This window comes from Streptomyces sp. NPDC057136, from assembly GCF_042670885.1.
GTDB lineage: Bacteria > Actinomycetota > Actinomycetes > Streptomycetales > Streptomycetaceae > Streptomyces.
Genome location: NZ_JBHUUV010000027.1, coordinates 1 through 15,468, shown reverse-complemented (window position 1 = coordinate 15,468; position 15,468 = coordinate 1). Strand labels below are relative to the sequence as shown.

At 68.8% G+C, this 15,468-nt stretch carries 10 protein-coding genes and 1 pseudogene; 7 read left to right on the top strand and 4 right to left on the bottom strand.

The genetic code is table 11. From position 1 onward, the window contains the following. Nucleotides 1-137: 137 nt before the first annotated feature. On the bottom strand, nucleotides 138-542 hold the full coding sequence (locus tag ACFT7S_RS27095) for a hypothetical protein (protein ID WP_382736198.1): 405 nt from the start codon (nucleotides 540-542) through the stop codon (nucleotides 138-140). A 146-nt stretch (nucleotides 543-688) separates the two neighbouring features. On the opposite strand from ACFT7S_RS27095, the gene sigJ reads away from it, so the two are divergent. The 3 genes and pseudogenes from sigJ to ACFT7S_RS27080 all read left to right on the top strand — a co-directional run. Beyond that, entirely contained in the window at nucleotides 689-1,690 is a 1,002-nt protein-coding gene (sigJ, locus tag ACFT7S_RS27090) for an RNA polymerase sigma factor SigJ (protein ID WP_382736197.1), read from the top strand. A 392-nt stretch (nucleotides 1,691-2,082) separates the two neighbouring features. Beyond that, nucleotides 2,083-3,447 (top strand): chloride channel protein, encoded by a 1,365-nt coding sequence (locus tag ACFT7S_RS27085; protein WP_382736195.1) that lies wholly within the window; start codon nucleotides 2,083-2,085, stop codon nucleotides 3,445-3,447. A 330-nt stretch (nucleotides 3,448-3,777) separates the two neighbouring features. Beyond that, nucleotides 3,778-3,903: pseudogene (locus ACFT7S_RS27080) on the top strand (MerR family transcriptional regulator); the annotation flags it as partial. Nucleotides 3,904-3,989: 86 nt separating this feature from the next. Here ACFT7S_RS27080 and ACFT7S_RS27075 read toward each other — a convergent pair. Beyond that, nucleotides 3,990-5,204 carry an alginate lyase family protein gene (locus ACFT7S_RS27075; protein ID WP_382736193.1) on the bottom strand — a complete coding sequence of 405 codons (1,215 nt, stop codon included), beginning with the start codon at nucleotides 5,202-5,204 and terminating at the stop codon, nucleotides 3,990-3,992. Between the two features lie 552 nt (nucleotides 5,205-5,756). Between ACFT7S_RS27075 and ACFT7S_RS27070 the strand changes: the two genes are divergently transcribed. After that, on the top strand, nucleotides 5,757-7,511 hold the full coding sequence (locus ACFT7S_RS27070; protein WP_382736191.1) for a beta-galactosidase family protein: 1,755 nt from the start codon (nucleotides 5,757-5,759) through the stop codon (nucleotides 7,509-7,511). 56 nt (nucleotides 7,512-7,567) lie between these two features. Here ACFT7S_RS27070 and ACFT7S_RS27065 read toward each other — a convergent pair whose 3' ends face one another. Together ACFT7S_RS27065 and ACFT7S_RS27060 are read right to left on the bottom strand one after the other, a co-directional pair. Further along, nucleotides 7,568-9,853 (bottom strand): RICIN domain-containing protein, encoded by a 2,286-nt coding sequence (locus ACFT7S_RS27065; RefSeq protein ID WP_382736189.1) that lies wholly within the window; start codon nucleotides 9,851-9,853, stop codon nucleotides 7,568-7,570. A gap of 928 nt (nucleotides 9,854-10,781) precedes the next feature. Further along, a complete protein-coding gene (locus ACFT7S_RS27060) occupies nucleotides 10,782-11,783 on the bottom strand; it encodes a LacI family DNA-binding transcriptional regulator (protein ID WP_382736348.1) in 1,002 nt (333 codons plus the stop codon). A gap of 274 nt (nucleotides 11,784-12,057) precedes the next feature. Here ACFT7S_RS27060 and ACFT7S_RS27055 point away from each other — a divergent pair, with 274 nt between their 5' ends. The 3 genes from ACFT7S_RS27055 (at nucleotide 12,058) to ACFT7S_RS27045 (ending at nucleotide 15,389) form a co-directional block, all read left to right on the top strand. After that, a complete protein-coding gene (locus tag ACFT7S_RS27055; RefSeq protein ID WP_382736187.1) occupies nucleotides 12,058-12,984 on the top strand; it encodes a carbohydrate ABC transporter permease in 927 nt (308 codons plus the stop codon). A 3-nt stretch (nucleotides 12,985-12,987) separates the two neighbouring features. Further along, the gene (locus ACFT7S_RS27050; RefSeq protein ID WP_382736185.1) at nucleotides 12,988-13,980 is read left to right on the top strand and encodes a carbohydrate ABC transporter permease; all 993 of its coding nucleotides are present in this window, start codon (nucleotides 12,988-12,990) and stop codon (nucleotides 13,978-13,980) included. Nucleotides 13,981-14,054: 74 nt separating this feature from the next. Continuing rightward, nucleotides 14,055-15,389: an ABC transporter substrate-binding protein gene (locus ACFT7S_RS27045; RefSeq protein WP_382736183.1), complete on the top strand. Its 1,335-nt coding sequence runs from the start codon at nucleotides 14,055-14,057 to the stop codon at nucleotides 15,387-15,389. Nucleotides 15,390-15,468: the final 79 nt, after the last annotated feature.

Here is a 15,468-nt window from a genome sequence, read left to right as displayed (position 1 = left end):
GCTCGAGGGTGAAGCCAAGCCACCCATACAGGCGGAGGGCAGCGACGTTGTGGGTGTAGACACCCAGCTCCACGCGGGCAATTCCCATGCGTCCTCAGCGCTCCGGCTCCGGCGGGCTACTGGTCTGCGCCCAACCGCTACGACCGGGTGCCGGTGCGCTCCGACGAACGGGTGGACAGCACCTGGCCCAGCGCCAGCACGCTCAGGCCGAACATCAGGACGCCCAGGGGGACATGGAGCGACGGCATGTGTGCGATGCCCAGCACCACCTGCACCGAAGCGAGTACGAGGAAGACGGACGCGTGCAGGATGGGGCGTGGCGACCCGCCGCCCGGCCGCCACGCCAGGATCGCGGCGAGCACGTAGATCATCGATGCGCCGTACATCACGCGCGATCCGGCGTCATGCAGTACCTCGCCGTGGGACGAGGACAGCAGCATTCCCGCGGTGACCGCCTGGAAGAAGAGGGACAAGGTCTGCAGGGCGATCGCGACCTGCAGGAATGTGAGTCTGCCCGGTACTGCCGTCGTCTGTGTGGCCATGACGTGGTCCCCTCTGCTGCCTCGCGGCGGTGGATCGGTAGTGTCTCGGTAGCCTGACGATGCAGGTCCGCGAAATGTGAGGCGAAGCGCCGGCCTCACAGTCCGGTGCGGAAGCGGACGAGAAGAACCAGGGAGCGGTCGCGACCATGAGTACCTCGTCCGAGCCACAGCAGGACCGGTCCGAGCGGGGCCTGAGTGCGATCGCCGGCGAGCGGCGTCGGCTGATCAATCTCGCCTACCGGCTGCTCGGTTCGCTGTCCGAGGCCGAGGACGCCGTACAGGAGACCTACGCCCGCTGGTACGCGCTGTCGCGGCAACAGCAGGAGGCCATCGAGTCGCCCGGCGCCTGGCTGACGACGGTGGCCGGCCGCATCTGCCTGGACGTACTCGGCTCGGCGCGGGTCCGGCGCGAGCGCTACGTCGGCGCATGGATACCCGAGCCGCTGCCCGACCGCACGGAGTGGATCAGCGGGCGGGCCGGCGGAGGCAGGGCCGAGCCGGCCGACCCCGCCGACCAGGTCACCCTGAACGAGTCGGTGAACATGGCCTTCCTCGTCGTACTGGAATCGATGACGCCGGCCGAACGCGTGGCGTTCATCCTGCACGACGTCTTCCGGTACCCCTTCGCCGAGGTCGCCGAGATCGTCGGCCGGACGCCCGCGGCCTGCCGGCAGCTGGCGTCCTCGGCCCGTCAACGGATTCGCGCGGCGCAGGCTCCTGCGGTTCCGATGACAGGGCAGGCCGGTCTGGTGCGGCAGTTCAAGGCGGCGTGGGAGGCCAAGGACATCGAAACCCTCGTCGACCTCCTCGACCCCGACGCCACGATGACCGCCGACGGCGGCGGCCTGGTCGGCACCGTCCTCCGCCCGGTCGAGGGCAGCGAGCGCATTGCCGAGTACCTGATCCACATCGCAGGCAAAGCCCCTGGGCTGACGCTCCTGGAGCGGACGGTCAACGGCCGGCCCGGCCTGGTCGCGCAGCACGCCGGCGTCACCGTGACCGTGGCAGCGTTCAGCCTCGCCGACGGCCGCATCACTCGCATCTGGGCGATCCGCAACCCGGAGAAACTCCGTCCGTGGAACGGCGAAGGCTCCGAAGACTCCCGACCGGGAAATGAGCCTCTTCCGACCTCACACGGCGAGTCCTGAACGCGCAGACCTGCGGCGGCACGTGTCCAATGGGCGGGGAAACGGCTTTCTCGTCGGCGAGGCGCGTTGTTCCAGCGGCCCACGCGCATCCTGCGCAGGGACCTGTCCCAGCTGCTGTGCGCGAACCGGCAACGAGGCGTAACCCGCTCGTCTGGACAGATGCCAGGAGCGGGACCGAGCCTGCGGGGGGGGCGGTAGCCGCTCACGGTCGTGGTGGCGCGGTGGGCGTACGCCCCCCGGCGGCGCGGCAGGCCGACCGGGCGGATCATCAGGAGCGGGAGTTCGGCCGTCTGGCGCGCATACCGCCGGCGACGTCCCTCGCAACGCCGCCCGCACCGCCCCTCGGCGGCCGTCCCGAAGAATCCCGGCCATGGGCAAGGAGAAGGACATCCATGACGGAGCCCAGCGCTCAGCCCGCAGACCCCGGCAGTGGGCAGCAGCCCCAGGAGGCGGACCGGCTGCGCGACATACTCCGAGCCCCCGGCTACCTCAAGGTGCTCGCATTCTCCGCCCTCATCGGCATCCCGGTCTCGCTTGTCGCGTTCTGGTTCCTCGTCGGGCTGCACGAAGTGGAACACCTCTTGTGGGTGGACCTTCCGCAGGGGCTGGGCCGGGACGCCCCGCCGTGGTGGTGGCCGCTCCCCCTGCTCCTGGTCGCCGGAGTCGTCGTCGGTCTGGTCGCCGCACATCTGCCCGGCGCCGGCGGACACATCCCCGCGTCCGGCCTCCACACCGGCGGCACTCCGCCGGCCACGCTGCCGGGCGTCCTGCTCGCCGCGGCCGCGAGCCTGCCCTTCGGCGCCGTTCTGGGACCCGAGGCACCGCTGATCGCGCTGGGTGGCGGCCTGGCCCTGCTCTTTCGTGACCTCACACGGGCTCCGGCGACCCCGCAGACCACCGCGCTGCTGGGCGCCGCCGGCGCCGCGGCGGCCATCGCGGCGATCTTCGGCAACCCGCTGATCGCCGCGGTGCTCCTGATCGAGGTGGCGGGGGTCGGCGGTCCGCAGCTGTTCGCGGTCATGCTGCCCGCCCTGCTCTCGAGCGGGATCGGGGCACTGGTCTTCACCGGCTTCGGACGCTGGACCGGGCTGCAGACAGGCAGCCTCAGCCTCAGCCTGCCCACGCCCCTCCCGCATCTGGATGCGGCGGACGTGCTGTGGACGATTCCCATCGCCATCGCCATCGCCGTCCTCCTGCACCCGGTGCTGGCGGCCGCCCGACGCGTCGCCGCATACGTGTCGGGCGGCGTGATCCCCCGCACCGTCCTGTGCGCCGTGGCAGCCGCGGCCTGCGCAGCCCTCTACGCCCTGATCACCGGCCGTACCCCCGCAGACGTCGCCTTGTCGGGTCAGGCCACCCTGGGTCGGCTCGCGGACGATCCGCACGCCTGGGGCGTGGGCGCGCTGCTGGCCGTCCTGTTGCTGAAGGGGGCCGCCTACACCCTCTGCTTGGGCAGCCTGCGCGGCGGCCCCGTCTTCCCCGCCCTCTTCCTCGGAGCCGCCGCCGGAGCCCTGCTGGCCCCCTTGCCCGGCCTGGGCCTCGTACCGGCCATGGCGGCGGGCATGGCAGCCGCCACGGCCGGCATCCTGCGGTTGCCGGTCAGTAGCGTGGTGCTCGTCGTCCTCCTGCTGGGAAGCTCCGCCATGATGCCCATCGTGATCCTCGCGGCGGTGATCGCCTTCGTCACCACGGAGCTGCTGCCGCTCCGACCGGCGCTACCGCCCTCGCCTCGCACTGAGAACACCGCAGCCCGCTGAGCAGCCGGCGCGTTCCCACCTCCCAGTCGCCCACCCACGCAACGACGTACTCGCCCACAGCCGTGACTGCGGCGAGCACGTCGTCACGCCGGCGCTCAGGAAAGGGAGTTGAAGCCGGCATCTGAGCGAGACGGCGGTTCACCGATCAGAAGAACCCCGAGCTCGATTCCTTGCAGGAGTTCCGTCCACGGCGTTGCCGCGGTGACCTCGCCGCACACACGAGGTCACCGCGCTACGGAAGGAGCTGGGGTCCGCCCCACACACCAAGGTCCGGACGCTCCCTCCCCGAGGAGACGTTGACCTTGCCGCTGGCGGCAGGGTTGCACGTGCCTGAGGGTCGCGCTGGAACGGCTTGCGGTCCTCAACGAACGAATCGCCGCCCAGACCGAGGCCCGCGACCGGCTGGAAGCCGCACTCCGGGAGAAGACCAGCGATCGGATCCGCTCGGTGGCCTGACCAGTTGTCTCACTGTCTAGGGCGAAGAACTGGCGGAGCGGCAACGGCCCGTGAAAGGCTCCCCCTTCCCCGGGCCGTTGTGCGTGTCAGCTGGGATTGTCGGCGTGGGTCAACGTCTCCCACGCCACGAACAGATTGTTCGACGCGGCAGGCCGCTGCCGCTCGGTAAGGGCCTGAGTGTTCGTCATGGCATAACCCATGCGGTTGTGCAGGGCGTTGAGGCCCACCTCGGTGACAGGGCCGACTGTGTCCTTGAGCGAGCCACCGCACAGCGAGGAGGGCACGGCCGCACCCAACTGGTACTTGGCGTGCAGGCCCAGGGCGTGCCGGAGCCGGTCGGCGATCTCGGGGTAGAGGTCCTGCCGCTGGATGCGGCTGGTCTCGGCGATGTGGGAGATCGCGGAGAGTCCGTAGCCGGTGTGGGTGAGGTCGCGGCACGTCTCCTGGGAGAGCCCGTCCATAAAGGTCGACTGCCCCTGCCAGTACCTGACGATCTCGTCCCGGGTGTCGAGACCGCTGCCGGGCGCGGCCTTCGGCAGGGAGCCGTCCGCGGTCACATAGATGTACGCGGGAACGCGTCCGCGGAACTTGGTGACGGCTTTGTCGTAGGCGCCGCGGTCCTCCAGGAAGACCGCGATGCCGATGGCGGCCTCGGTCATGGACAGTTCCCAGTTGCCGTTGCTGTGCGAGCCGTTGATGACCTTGGGCAGATAGACGTCGCGCAGCATCGTGCCGAAGCGGCCGGAGTTCGGCCAGCTGCTGTATGTGTACTTGATGATCTCGGCCGCCCGCGGCCAGGAGGAACCGGCCCACCCGGTCTGCAGTGGTGCGTTGCTGTTCGTGTGGTCCTTGATCACACCCGACCAGGCGTCCATGATCTGGATGGCCTTCTGGGCGTAGCGGCTGTCCTTGCTGATGAACCAGGCCAGCGAGAGGGTATATGCGGCTATCGCATCCTCACGCTCGTCGGTGCAGCCGTAGTTGGGGTTGGAATATGAGCCGCACTCGACGACGGCACGGGGCTTGGCGGTGCGGGAGAGGGATGCGTACTTGCTGGCCAGCATCTGGTCGTACGCTCCCTTCCACGGCTGTGCACCAGCCAGGACCCTTTCGCGTACGAAGTCGAGTTGGGGGCGGCTGACCAGGACGCCGGGGTGAGTGAATACGGCAGGGGCGGCTGCCTGTGCGGTCCGGTCGGGGGCGGCCGGGCCGGCCACCGCCGGGGCCGTGACGGCCGTGGTGAGCAGTGCGGCCAGAGCAGCCGTAACGCCCAGGGCGCGCGCGATAGTGCCGGTACGCATGTGGGGTGCCTTCCGGTGGAGGTGGTCCAACAGCCCGCCCGTTTCCCCATGTTCATATATGCGAACATCGAGCTGGGTTGTGAACCCTTCAGTGAGTCAGGAACTTAGAACCAACCCATGCACCCGTCAAGCGTTTGCGTGCAGACGGCGAACGAAGCACCGGAACGGGACCCCACAGCACCGGACCGGGCGAGCCCGGGCACTCGGCGGGGCGGGTCGCGTATTGGCCCCAGAACCACTGCGTGCCGTCGCGTCGCCCGGCCTGGCCGACTCGGCTCGCGCGGGCGAGTCGGCAGCCCCCTCCCAGGCCCCTGCGGATCAAGGCCGCCGAGTCGGCGAGGTGCGCCGCCACAAATCCCCCCACCCGGCCGACGGATTCAGGCCGCGACCTCACGCGTCCACGGCCCGCCGGGGCGGAGAGTCCACCCCCCTTGCTGGGCAAAGACGGTCACCGACTCGGTAAAGGCTTGCCATTACATCATGTTTACGTAAACATGATGTAATGAGCGCCGACTGGCCACGTTCCCCTTTTCAGCCCAGGAGCAGCAACCCATGTCCGTTCTGCAGATAGACAACGCCGGATTCTTGCTCGACGGCCAACCCTTCCGGATCCTGTCCGGGGGGCTGCACTACTTCCGGGTCCATCCCGAGCAGTGGGCGGACCGTCTGCGGAAGGCCCGGCTCATGGGTCTCAACACCGTCGAGACCTACGTCCCCTGGAATCTTCATCAGCCGCGGCCGGATCAGTTCCGTATGGACGGCTCGCTGGACCTGTCGCGGTTCCTCCAGCTCGCCGCCGCCGAGGGGCTGTACGTTCTCCTGCGCCCCGGCCCGTATATCTGCGCCGAGTGGGAAGGGGGCGGTCTGCCGTCCTGGCTGCTGGCCGAGCCCGACATCCGGCTCCGCTCGCGGGATCCGCGATTCCTCGCGGCGGTCGACGACTACTTCGCCCGCCTCCTCGCTCCCCTCCGCCCCTACCTCGCCTCGCGCGGCGGACCGGTTCTCGCGGTACAGGTGGAAAACGAATACGGGGCCTACGGCGACGACACCGCCTATCTGGAACACCTGGCCGACACCCTGCGCGGCTGCGGCGTCGACGTCCCGCTGTTCACGTGCGATCAGCCCGCCGACCTCGAGCGCGGATCGCTGCCCGGTGTCCTCGCCACGGCCAATTTCGGCAGCCGCTCCACGCAGCACCTCGCCGAACTGCGCGCGCAGCGACCGGAGGGGCCGCTGATGACGTCCGAGTTCTGGATCGGCTGGTTCGACCGCTGGGGCGGATACCACATCGTCCGGGACCCGGACCAGGCCGCGTCCGAACTCGACGACCTGCTTGCCTCCGGGGCATCGGTCAACTTCTACATGTTCCACGGCGGCACGAACTTCGGCTTCACCAACGGCGCCAATGACAAGCACACGTACCGGCCCACCGTCACGTCCTACGACTACGATGCCCCTCTCGACGAGGCCGGCGACCCCACCGAGAAGTACACCGCGTTCCGCGAGATCATCGCCAAGTACGCGCCCGTCCCCGGCGACGCCGTACCGGAGCGCGCCCCCAAGCTCTCCGTACCCGGCGTCGTGCTGACCGAGCGCGCCGCACTGCTCACGAACGCCGCCGCTCTCGCCCCTGCTGTCGAGTCACGGCGCCCTCTGACCATGGAGGAGATGGAGCAGGACTTCGGCTTCGTCCTCTACGAAACCGTGCTGCCCATGAAGGGCCCTGCTCTGCTCGAACTGGAGCAGGTACGCGACCGTGCTCAGGTGTTCGTCGACGGGCAGCCCGTGGGCGTCCTGGAGCGCGAGAACCACGAGTTCGCGCTCGCCTTCACCGTGCCCCGTGCCGGCAGCGTCCTGAGCATCCTCGTCGAGAACCAGGGACGTGTGAACTACGGCCAGGGCATCCACGACCGCAAGGGGCTGCTCGGTACGGTCCTCCTGGACGGCGTGGAGCTCGCGGGCTGGACCAACCGGTCGCTGCCGATGGCGACGCTCGACGGGATTCCGTTCGCCGCCGCCACGGCAACGACGACGACCGGGCCCACGTTCCACCGCGGTACGTTCGAGCTGACCGAGACGGCCGATTCGTTCCTCCACCTGGACGACTGGACCAAGGGCAATGCGTGGATCAATGGCTTCCCGCTCGGACGGTACTGGTCACGCGGCCCCCAGCGCTCTCTCTACGTCCCCGCTCCCGTGCTGCGCGCCGGGGTGAACGAGATCGTGGTTCTCGAACTGCATGCGTCCCCCCGCACCCGGACCATCGACCTACGGGAGACGGCCGATCTGGGAGCCACCGACGAGTAGGTGGCCCGCCGATACAGAGGGCCGGCACCGACCGCAGTCGGTGCCGGCCTTCGGCGTCAGCCGCGACGGAGCTGCTGGTTGGCACCGCCGTTGCAGGTGTACTGCGTCACGACCGCGAGGCCCTCCGTGGAGCCCCCGTCGATCTCCAGGCACTTGGCGCTGTGCCGGGCCACCAACGAGAAGTGGCCGTCGGCGAGGTCCCGGACGGACCACTCCTGGTTCCGGCCGCCGTTGCAGGCGTACTGGAACACCTCGGCGCTCTCGGCGGTCGAATCGCCGCTCACATCGAGGCACTTGCCGCTGTGCCGGGCGACGACGGTCACATGACCGCTGCCCGTGGGCCGCAGGGACCACTGCTGGTTGGTTCCGCCGTTGCACGTGTACTGCACCACCGCTGCCCCGTCGGCCGTGGAAACACCGGCCACATCGGCGCACTTTCCGCTGTGGCGGAACGTCAACGGCTGCCAGACGTCGGCGGCGGCACCACGGAAGCTCCAGGACTGGTTGGCGCCCGTCGTCGGCCGGTAGACCCCGACGGGTGCACCGTCTCCTGTGGCGGCATCGAGAACGTCGAGCAGCAGGCCGGTGGCGTTGTTGATGAGTGTGGCGTGCCCGTCGCCGGTGGTGGAGCGGACCCATTGCTGGGCGGTGGACGTGCCGGGCGTGGCGAATCCGAGCGCGTCGCCGGAAACGGAGAGTGCCTTGCCCGACTTGGCGCTGGTGACGCGGTAGGCGGCCGTGCTGCCCCAGTCGGTCGAGGCCACCTTGGTGAGGGTCCACTGCTGCGCGCTGTCCGACGCGTTGGAGGAACGCTGGACGGGCGTGTTCTTGCCGTTGACCGTGCCGACGGCGAGTGCCATCCCGCTGTGGTCGTTCACCAGTTGCTGTGTGGTTCCGATGGGTGCGGTGGTGGCCGTGGTGTCCACGCCGGTGACCCCCGGCAGCACAAAGGTGGTGACGGAGCCTGCGCCGACGGTGGCCTTCAGGCTCTTGCCTGAGGTGGTGATGTCGCTCTCGCGCTGAACGTTCTTGACGGCGTCGGTGGTGTAGCGCTCCACAGGCGCGGTGCCGACGGTCCGGAAGCCCGTGAGATCAAGATTGACCTCCCTGGCCTCGCCGCTCGGGTTGGTGTGCACCACGACCACGCCTTGTCCGCCGGGACGCAGGGCGGCAAGGGTGTGGGCGTCGTCGGTGTTGATGACGCGGGCGCCGGGGCGGACGAAGCGGCTGTACTGGGCCATCGCCCAGTACTTCTTGTTCTTGCGCAGAGGTTCGGCAGCCGGGTCCTCGGGAGTGAAGTCGGTCTGGATCAGGCCCCAGTTGGAGTTCTCGCGGCCTGGGGTCATGTTCTCGTAGTCCTCGACGGCCTGCCACAGCACCCAGGCCCGGGGCTCCAGTTCCCTGATGTCGTCGTTGATGCGGCGTGCCAGGTCGAGCGCGGGGCTCATGTCGGTGAAGCTCTGTCCGATGCTGCCGCCGAGGTCCACCTCGGACATCCACAGTGGGGTGGCCTCACCCTTGGCGATGTCTCGCACGCCGGTGCGGCCGCCGGTGCCGTAGGTATGGGTGTTGAGTCGGCCGACGGTGTCGCGCACGGTGGGGACGTACTGCTCCCAGTTCGCGCGGAACGTGCCCGGGTTGGTCTCGTCCATGGCGGCGATCGGCGTGGATATGCCCTTGGCGTCGAGGGTGGCACGGAGGGTGGCGACCATGCGGGCCTGGGATGCGGGACCCCAGTGGCTGCCCTCCTGGCCGCCGCCCGCTCGCCAGTAGTCGGTGTTCGGCTCGTTGACCGGGGAGATCGAGTCGAAGGCGACACCGGTGTTCTGCTGTACGCGCTGAAGTGCGCCCGTGAGGTAGGCGGCGAACCGGTCGTACTGGTCGGAACGAAGGTTGTCCTGCTTCGGGTCCACCGCACCGGAGACGAGTCCGCTGTTGGTCATGAAGTAGGGGGCGGAGTTGGAGAATGCCTCAAAGGTGTCCGCGCCCCGAGCTTTGGCCGCGGTCACCCACCAGCGCTGGTTGGCGTCGGCCTGTGGGTTCCAGTGATCAAGATTCTCCGGGTCCCACCAGTCGGGGCTTTCCGGTCCCGGTCGGTTCCAGTGGCCGGGGACGGCGCCCCCGGCCCGCATGTACGGGGTGGTCTCGGGACTGTCACCGCCGCCGATGTTGTAGCGGGCGATGGTGAAGCCGAGGCCGTCAGAACCGTAGAGCGCGTCGGCCAGGCGAGCGCGCTGCGCCTCGGGCCACCCTCCGGTGACATTGGCGAACCAGGCCAGCGCGGTGCCCCAGCCCTCGAACGCCGGCTGCTGATAGCTGGGGTCGAGACGGACGTTCACCACGGAGGCCGTGTCCGCCGCGACAGCCTGTGGTGCGGTGAGGGCGGGGACAACGAGTGCGGCGGCGATACCTAAGGAGGCGAGGGCAACTCCATGGCGGCGGAGACCCGGGCGGCACCTTGGGCGGGGCGCCGAAAACTTGGGCAAGGGGAACACGTACGGCTCCTTTTGAGTATGCGGAGGGAAGCACCGCGCCCCCGCAACCGAGCTGCGGGGACGCAGTGTTGGTGCACGCGGGGGCGCCGGTCAGAGGGCCGCGTGGTGCTGCTTCCGGTTGGTGCCGCCGTTGCGGGCGTACTGCACGACTGCCGCCCGTCCGCGAGGTTCTCGAGCCGGAACTGCTGCTTGGCGGCGGACGATCGCCTTCCTCGTCACTGGGAGCAGGCAGCGTTCACGCAAAGGCGGGCCTGCCGGTGAATGAGCGCCCACGGAGAGGCGCCGCGTACGTGCAGACGGCACGACGAAGACAGCCCCGGGCACCCCTGACCAAAAACGACCGCTGCGTCACGTCTCGGAGCAACCCTTTCATGTTCACGTAAACACGAGCGGTTCGGGGAGAGTCTGAAAGCGGCTGCGGGGTCTGTCAAGAATTGACGCAACATTCGTCGACTGCGCTGCGTCGCCGGTTGCCCCTCGGGCACGTCGGCGCCAACACCCGGCCACAGGCCGTAACTTCATGAGCGTCCGGGCACCGGGGCGGGAGTCGAACCGGCCCGGCGGCGCGAAGTCACGGCCGTCTTCGCGGCCAACGACGGGATGGCACTCGGAGCGATACACGCCCTGCACGAGTGCGGGAGTGCGGCGGCAGGACGGACGGCCCGCGAAGGGGGCCGTGAAGCAGGGCCCGGTCAGGCGCGCCGACACCGCGCCGCCCCGGCCGGGGAAGGATGCCTCACCCGGCCTGCCCCAGGGCGGCTCACGTCCCCGGCCCTCACCCCTCTTGCGGCGAAACCCCCGTGTACCGCGCCGTACTTCTGCGCTCCACCAGGTCGGTCGGCACCAGCGTGGTGCCCATCAGAGTTTCGCCACGCAGTTCACGCAGTATCGCGTCGACACACAACTGGCCGACTCTGGCGAAGTCCTGACGGACCGTCGTCAGGGGCGGGATGAACGAACCCGAATCAGGGATGTCGTCGAAACCGACGACACTCACGTCCTCGGGCACCCGCCGGCCGCGCTCGTGCAGGGCCCGCAGGACGCCGAGAGCCATGTGGTCGTTGGCCACGAAAACCGCCGTACAGTCGGGCTCGTCGGCGAGGCGCAGACCGGCCTCATAGCCGGCGTCCGGGGTCCAGTCACCCCTGAGCAGCGGGGGAACCGTGCGGCCCTCCTGGAGCAGGAGCTCCTCCCAGGCTGCGGCGCGATGGCCGGCGGCGAACGACTCCTTCGGTCCCGCGACATGCCACACGGTGCGGTGGCCGAGGTCCAGCAGATGCCGCACCGCCGTACGGGCACCCTGACGCTGATCCGTGTCCACCACGGGGAAGCGACCCGAAGAGTCCGAGTCCACCACGACCACCTTCACATGCGGCGGCAGCGTCAGGGACGCCGTGTCGAGGAGGTGCACCTCCATGATCAGCGCCACCGCGTCCACGGCGAGCTCGTCCAGCCTCGTGAACGCGCCCTTGACGTTGTCCTGGGTCGGCGCGTCCAGAGGAATCAGCGTGACGGCGTACCCCTCACGGGCGGCACAGCCGGCGATGGCCTCGAGCGTCCGCACGTTGCCGGTGCTGGACAGCCCCATGGTGATCACGCCCATGGCGCGGAAGTCGCCGCGCTTGAGCGCGCGCGCCGCACTGTTGGGCCGGTAACCGAGCTCTTTCATCGCGGCCAGCACCTTTTCCCGCGTGCTGTCGACGACGGCCGAATCACCGTTCGAGACACGCGAGACCGTCTGCGACGAGACGCCGGCGAGCTGGGCGACATCCGCCATCGAGACGCGGCGCGGCCCGCCTCTCGACCCGCGCCGACCGCCGCCGCCAGCCGTATTCACCGACCCACTCGTGTTGTTGTCCGCCACCGGAATCCCTCCCCATTGACCACCGTAACGTGCTTGACGCCCCCCACCGGGAGTGTCACCATCACGCTACCGATGATTACGTAAACATTTCTCATCGGCCAGCCCCAGTCCCGGCCTCTTCCGGCCCAGGCCTCATCACAAGCTCCCCGTCTTCGGGCCGATCGGTCACCGACACAAGGACCCACCCATGACGCTCCTGTCGACGCGCGCTACGGCAGCCCCACCGCCCCGCCCACGGCTCCGGTTCCGTCCACGCAGGCAGTCTCTCGTGGGCTGGGGCTTCGCCGGCCCGTTCGTCGCGGTCTTCGCGCTCGTCTTCCTCGCGCCGATCGGTTACGCCCTGTACTTGAGCCTCTTCCGGGACCGGCTCATCGGCGGCACGTCCTTCGTCGGCCTCGACAACTACGGCGATGCCCTCGGCGACCCCCGGTTCTGGGAGGGCCTGGCCAGAGTCGGTCTCTTCCTGGCGGTGCAGGTGCCGGTCATGCTGGGCATCGCGCTGCTCGCGGCCCTCGCCATCGACAGCGGCAGGCTGTACGGCACGTCCTTCTTCCGTGTGGCGATCTTCCTCCCGTATGCGGTTCCCGCCGTCGTTGCGAGCCTCATCTGGGGCTTCATGTACGGCACTCAGTTCGGCCTGGTCGGCAACGTCAACGATGCCCTGGGCGTCACACTGCCCGACCCACTGTCTCCCTCTCTCGTGCTGGCCTCCATCGGCAACATCGTGACCTGGGAGTTCGTGGGCTACAACATGCTGATCTTCTACTCGGCGCTCAAGGTCGTCCCCCGCTCGCTCTACGAGGCGGCCGCGATCGACGGCGCCGGAGAGTGGCGCGTCGTGACGTCCGTGAAACTGCCGGCCATCCGCAGCGCCCTGGTGATCGCGACGATCTTCTCGATCATCGGCAGCTTCCAGCTGTTCAACGAGCCGAGCATCCTGCAGAAGCTCGCCCCGAATGCAATCACCAGCGACTTCACTCCCAACCTGTACACCTACTCGCTGTCCTTCTCGGGCCAGCAGCACAACTACGCGGCGACCGTGGCGATCGTGATGGGTGTCATCACCGCGATCATCGCCTACGCGGTCCAGCTGCGCGGCATGCGGAAGGGCTGAGCGATGACCACCCCCATCACGACCGGCGTCACCGACTCAACGGCTTCGGCGGCCTCTCCCCCTCAGGAGTCCACGTCGCCTGCCGGCTCCCGGAAGACGGTCACGGCCCGCGCCTCCTTCGGGCGCCGCAACAGCCGCCCGCACACCCCCTTGAATCCGCGCCGGAGCGTGTCGCTCACCCTGCTGGCCGGCTTGGTTCTCGTATACACACTGCTTCCGCTTGCCTGGCTGTTCATCAACGCCACCAAGGACCAACAAGGGCTGCTCAACTCCTTCGGCCTGTGGTTCAGCGACGACTTCGACCTCTGGAGCAACGTCAGCCGGACGCTGTCGTACCAGGACGGTGTGTTCCTCCGCTGGCTGCTGAACACGCTCCTCTACGTCGCCGCCGGGGCCGGCGGCGCCACCGTCCTCGCCGTCCTGGGGGGATACGCACTGGCGAAGTACAACTTCCCCGGCCGCCGCGCGGTGTTCGCGGTCGTCATCGGAGCCGTCGCTGTTCCCGGCACGGCCCTCGCGGTGCCCACGTTCCTGATGTTCAGCAACATGGGTCTGACGAACACGCCTTGGGCCGTCATCATCCCCTCCCTCGTCTCGCCCTTCGGGCTCTACCTGATGTGGGTCTTCGCGGCCGAGGCGGTTCCCACCGAGCTGCTCGAAGCCGCCCGCATCGACGGCTCCGGCGAACTGCGCACCTTCTTCCGCATTGCGCTGCCGCTGCTGATGCCGGGAACCGTCACCGTGCTGCTCTTCTCCATGGTCGCGACCTGGAACAACTACTTCCTGCCGCTGATCATGATCAAGGACCCCGACTGGTACCCCCTCACCCTCGGCCTCAACGCCTGGAACGCCCAGGCCCAGACCGCCGGCGGGGATGCCGTTTTCGACCTCGTCATCACCGGCTCCCTTCTGACGATCATCCCCATCGTCGCGGTCTTCCTGCTGCTTCAGCGGTACTGGCAGTCGGGTCTCGCCGCAGGAAGCGTCAAGGAGTAGACCGCGCTGCTCCCTCCGTCTTCCCCCCACCCCTGCTGTTCCCTCGCACCGAACTACCACCAGGAGCACACGTCATGAGAACCCACACCACCCGCAGGCTCCTCGGCGCACTCGCCGCGGGCTGCGCGCTCACGCTCGGCGCAACGGCATGCGGGTCTTCGCCCGAGGACAGCGCGCAAGGCAGCCCGAAGGACGTCAAGTCCGCGCTGGAGAAGGGCGGCAAGGTGACGGTGTGGGCCTGGGAACCCACGCTGAAGAAGGCGGCCGCGGACTTCGAGAAGAAGTACCCGAAGGTCGACGTCGAACTGGTCAACGCCGGTACCGGCGACGAGCAGTACACGGCGCTGCAGAACGCCCTCGCCGCGGGATCAGGCGCCCCCGATGTTGCCCAGATCGAGTACTACGCGCTCGGACAGTTCGCCATCGGCAAGACCGTCGAGGACCTCTCCGGCTACGGCGCGACCACGCACGACGATGCCTTCACCCCCGGCCCGTGGAACGCCGTCACCCAGGACAAGGCCATCTACGCCCTGCCCATGGACTCCGGGCCCATGGCCCTGTTCTACAACAAGAAGGTCTTCGACAAGCACGGCATCAAGGTGCCCACGACGTGGGACGAGTACGTGGACGCCGCCCGCGCCCTGCACAAGGCGGATCCCAAGATCTCCATCACCAACGACACCGGCGACGCCGGCGCCACCACCAGCCTCATCTGGCAGGCGGGCGGTCGTCCCTACAAGACTCAGGGCAGCGACGTCACCATCGACTTCGGCGACGCGGGCACCAAGAAGTACACGGACACCTGGCAGGAGCTCCTCGACGAGAAGCTGGTCGCACCCATCAGCTCCTGGAGCGACGCGTGGTACAAGGGCCTCGCGGACGGCTCCATCGCGACCCTGTCCATCGGTGCTTGGATGCCTGCCAACTTCACCTCCGGTGTCGCCTCCGCCTCCGGTGACTGGCGCGTCGCCCCGCTCCCCCAGTGGACACCGGGCGCCAAGGCGAGCGCCGAGAACGGAGGCAGTTCGCTCGCCGTTCCGAAGGCCGCCAAGAACAAGGAACTGGCCTACGCCTTCTCCGAGTACGTCACCACCGGTGAGGGCGCCTCGGCACGCGTCGCCGAGGGCGCCTTCCCCGCCACGCGCGCCGACCTCCAGTCCCAGAAGTTCCTCGACACCGAGTTCCCGTACTTCGGCGGTCAGAAGGCCAACGAGATCTTCTCCGAGTCCGCCCGCAACGTCGGCACCGACTGGTCCTACCTGCCCTACCAGGTGTACGCGAATTCCGTCTTCAACGACACCGTGGGCAAGGCCTATGTCTCGTCCACCACGCTCACCGAGGGACTGAACTCCTGGCAGCAGGCCGGCGTCAAGTACGGCGCCGACCAGGGCTTCACCGTCAATAAGTAGCCCGACCGACGGCCGCCGGCCTTCCCCGGCCCGTCACACGCGCTGCGCCTGAAGGGGCCCGCACCGGACGGTGCGGGCC

Bases quoted from the DNA above. Each gene is read 5' to 3' on its own strand.
- ACFT7S_RS27060 (WP_382736348.1), bottom strand. From the start codon at position 11,783: ATGGCGGATGTCGCCCAGCTCGCCGGCGTCTCGTCGCAGACGGTCTCG.
- ACFT7S_RS27075 (WP_382736193.1), bottom strand. From the start codon at position 5,204: ATGCGTACCGGCACTATCGCGCGCGCCCTGGGCGTTACGGCTGCTCTG.
- ACFT7S_RS27095 (WP_382736198.1), bottom strand. From the start codon at position 542: ATGGCCACACAGACGACGGCAGTACCGGGCAGACTCACATTCCTGCAG.
- ACFT7S_RS27050 (WP_382736185.1), top strand. From the start codon at position 12,988: ATGACCACCCCCATCACGACCGGCGTCACCGACTCAACGGCTTCGGCG.
- ACFT7S_RS27070 (WP_382736191.1), top strand. From the start codon at position 5,757: ATGTCCGTTCTGCAGATAGACAACGCCGGATTCTTGCTCGACGGCCAA.
- ACFT7S_RS27055 (WP_382736187.1), top strand. From the start codon at position 12,058: ATGACGCTCCTGTCGACGCGCGCTACGGCAGCCCCACCGCCCCGCCCA.
- sigJ (WP_382736197.1), top strand. From the start codon at position 689: ATGAGTACCTCGTCCGAGCCACAGCAGGACCGGTCCGAGCGGGGCCTG.
- ACFT7S_RS27045 (WP_382736183.1), top strand. From the start codon at position 14,055: ATGAGAACCCACACCACCCGCAGGCTCCTCGGCGCACTCGCCGCGGGC.
- ACFT7S_RS27085 (WP_382736195.1), top strand. From the start codon at position 2,083: ATGACGGAGCCCAGCGCTCAGCCCGCAGACCCCGGCAGTGGGCAGCAG.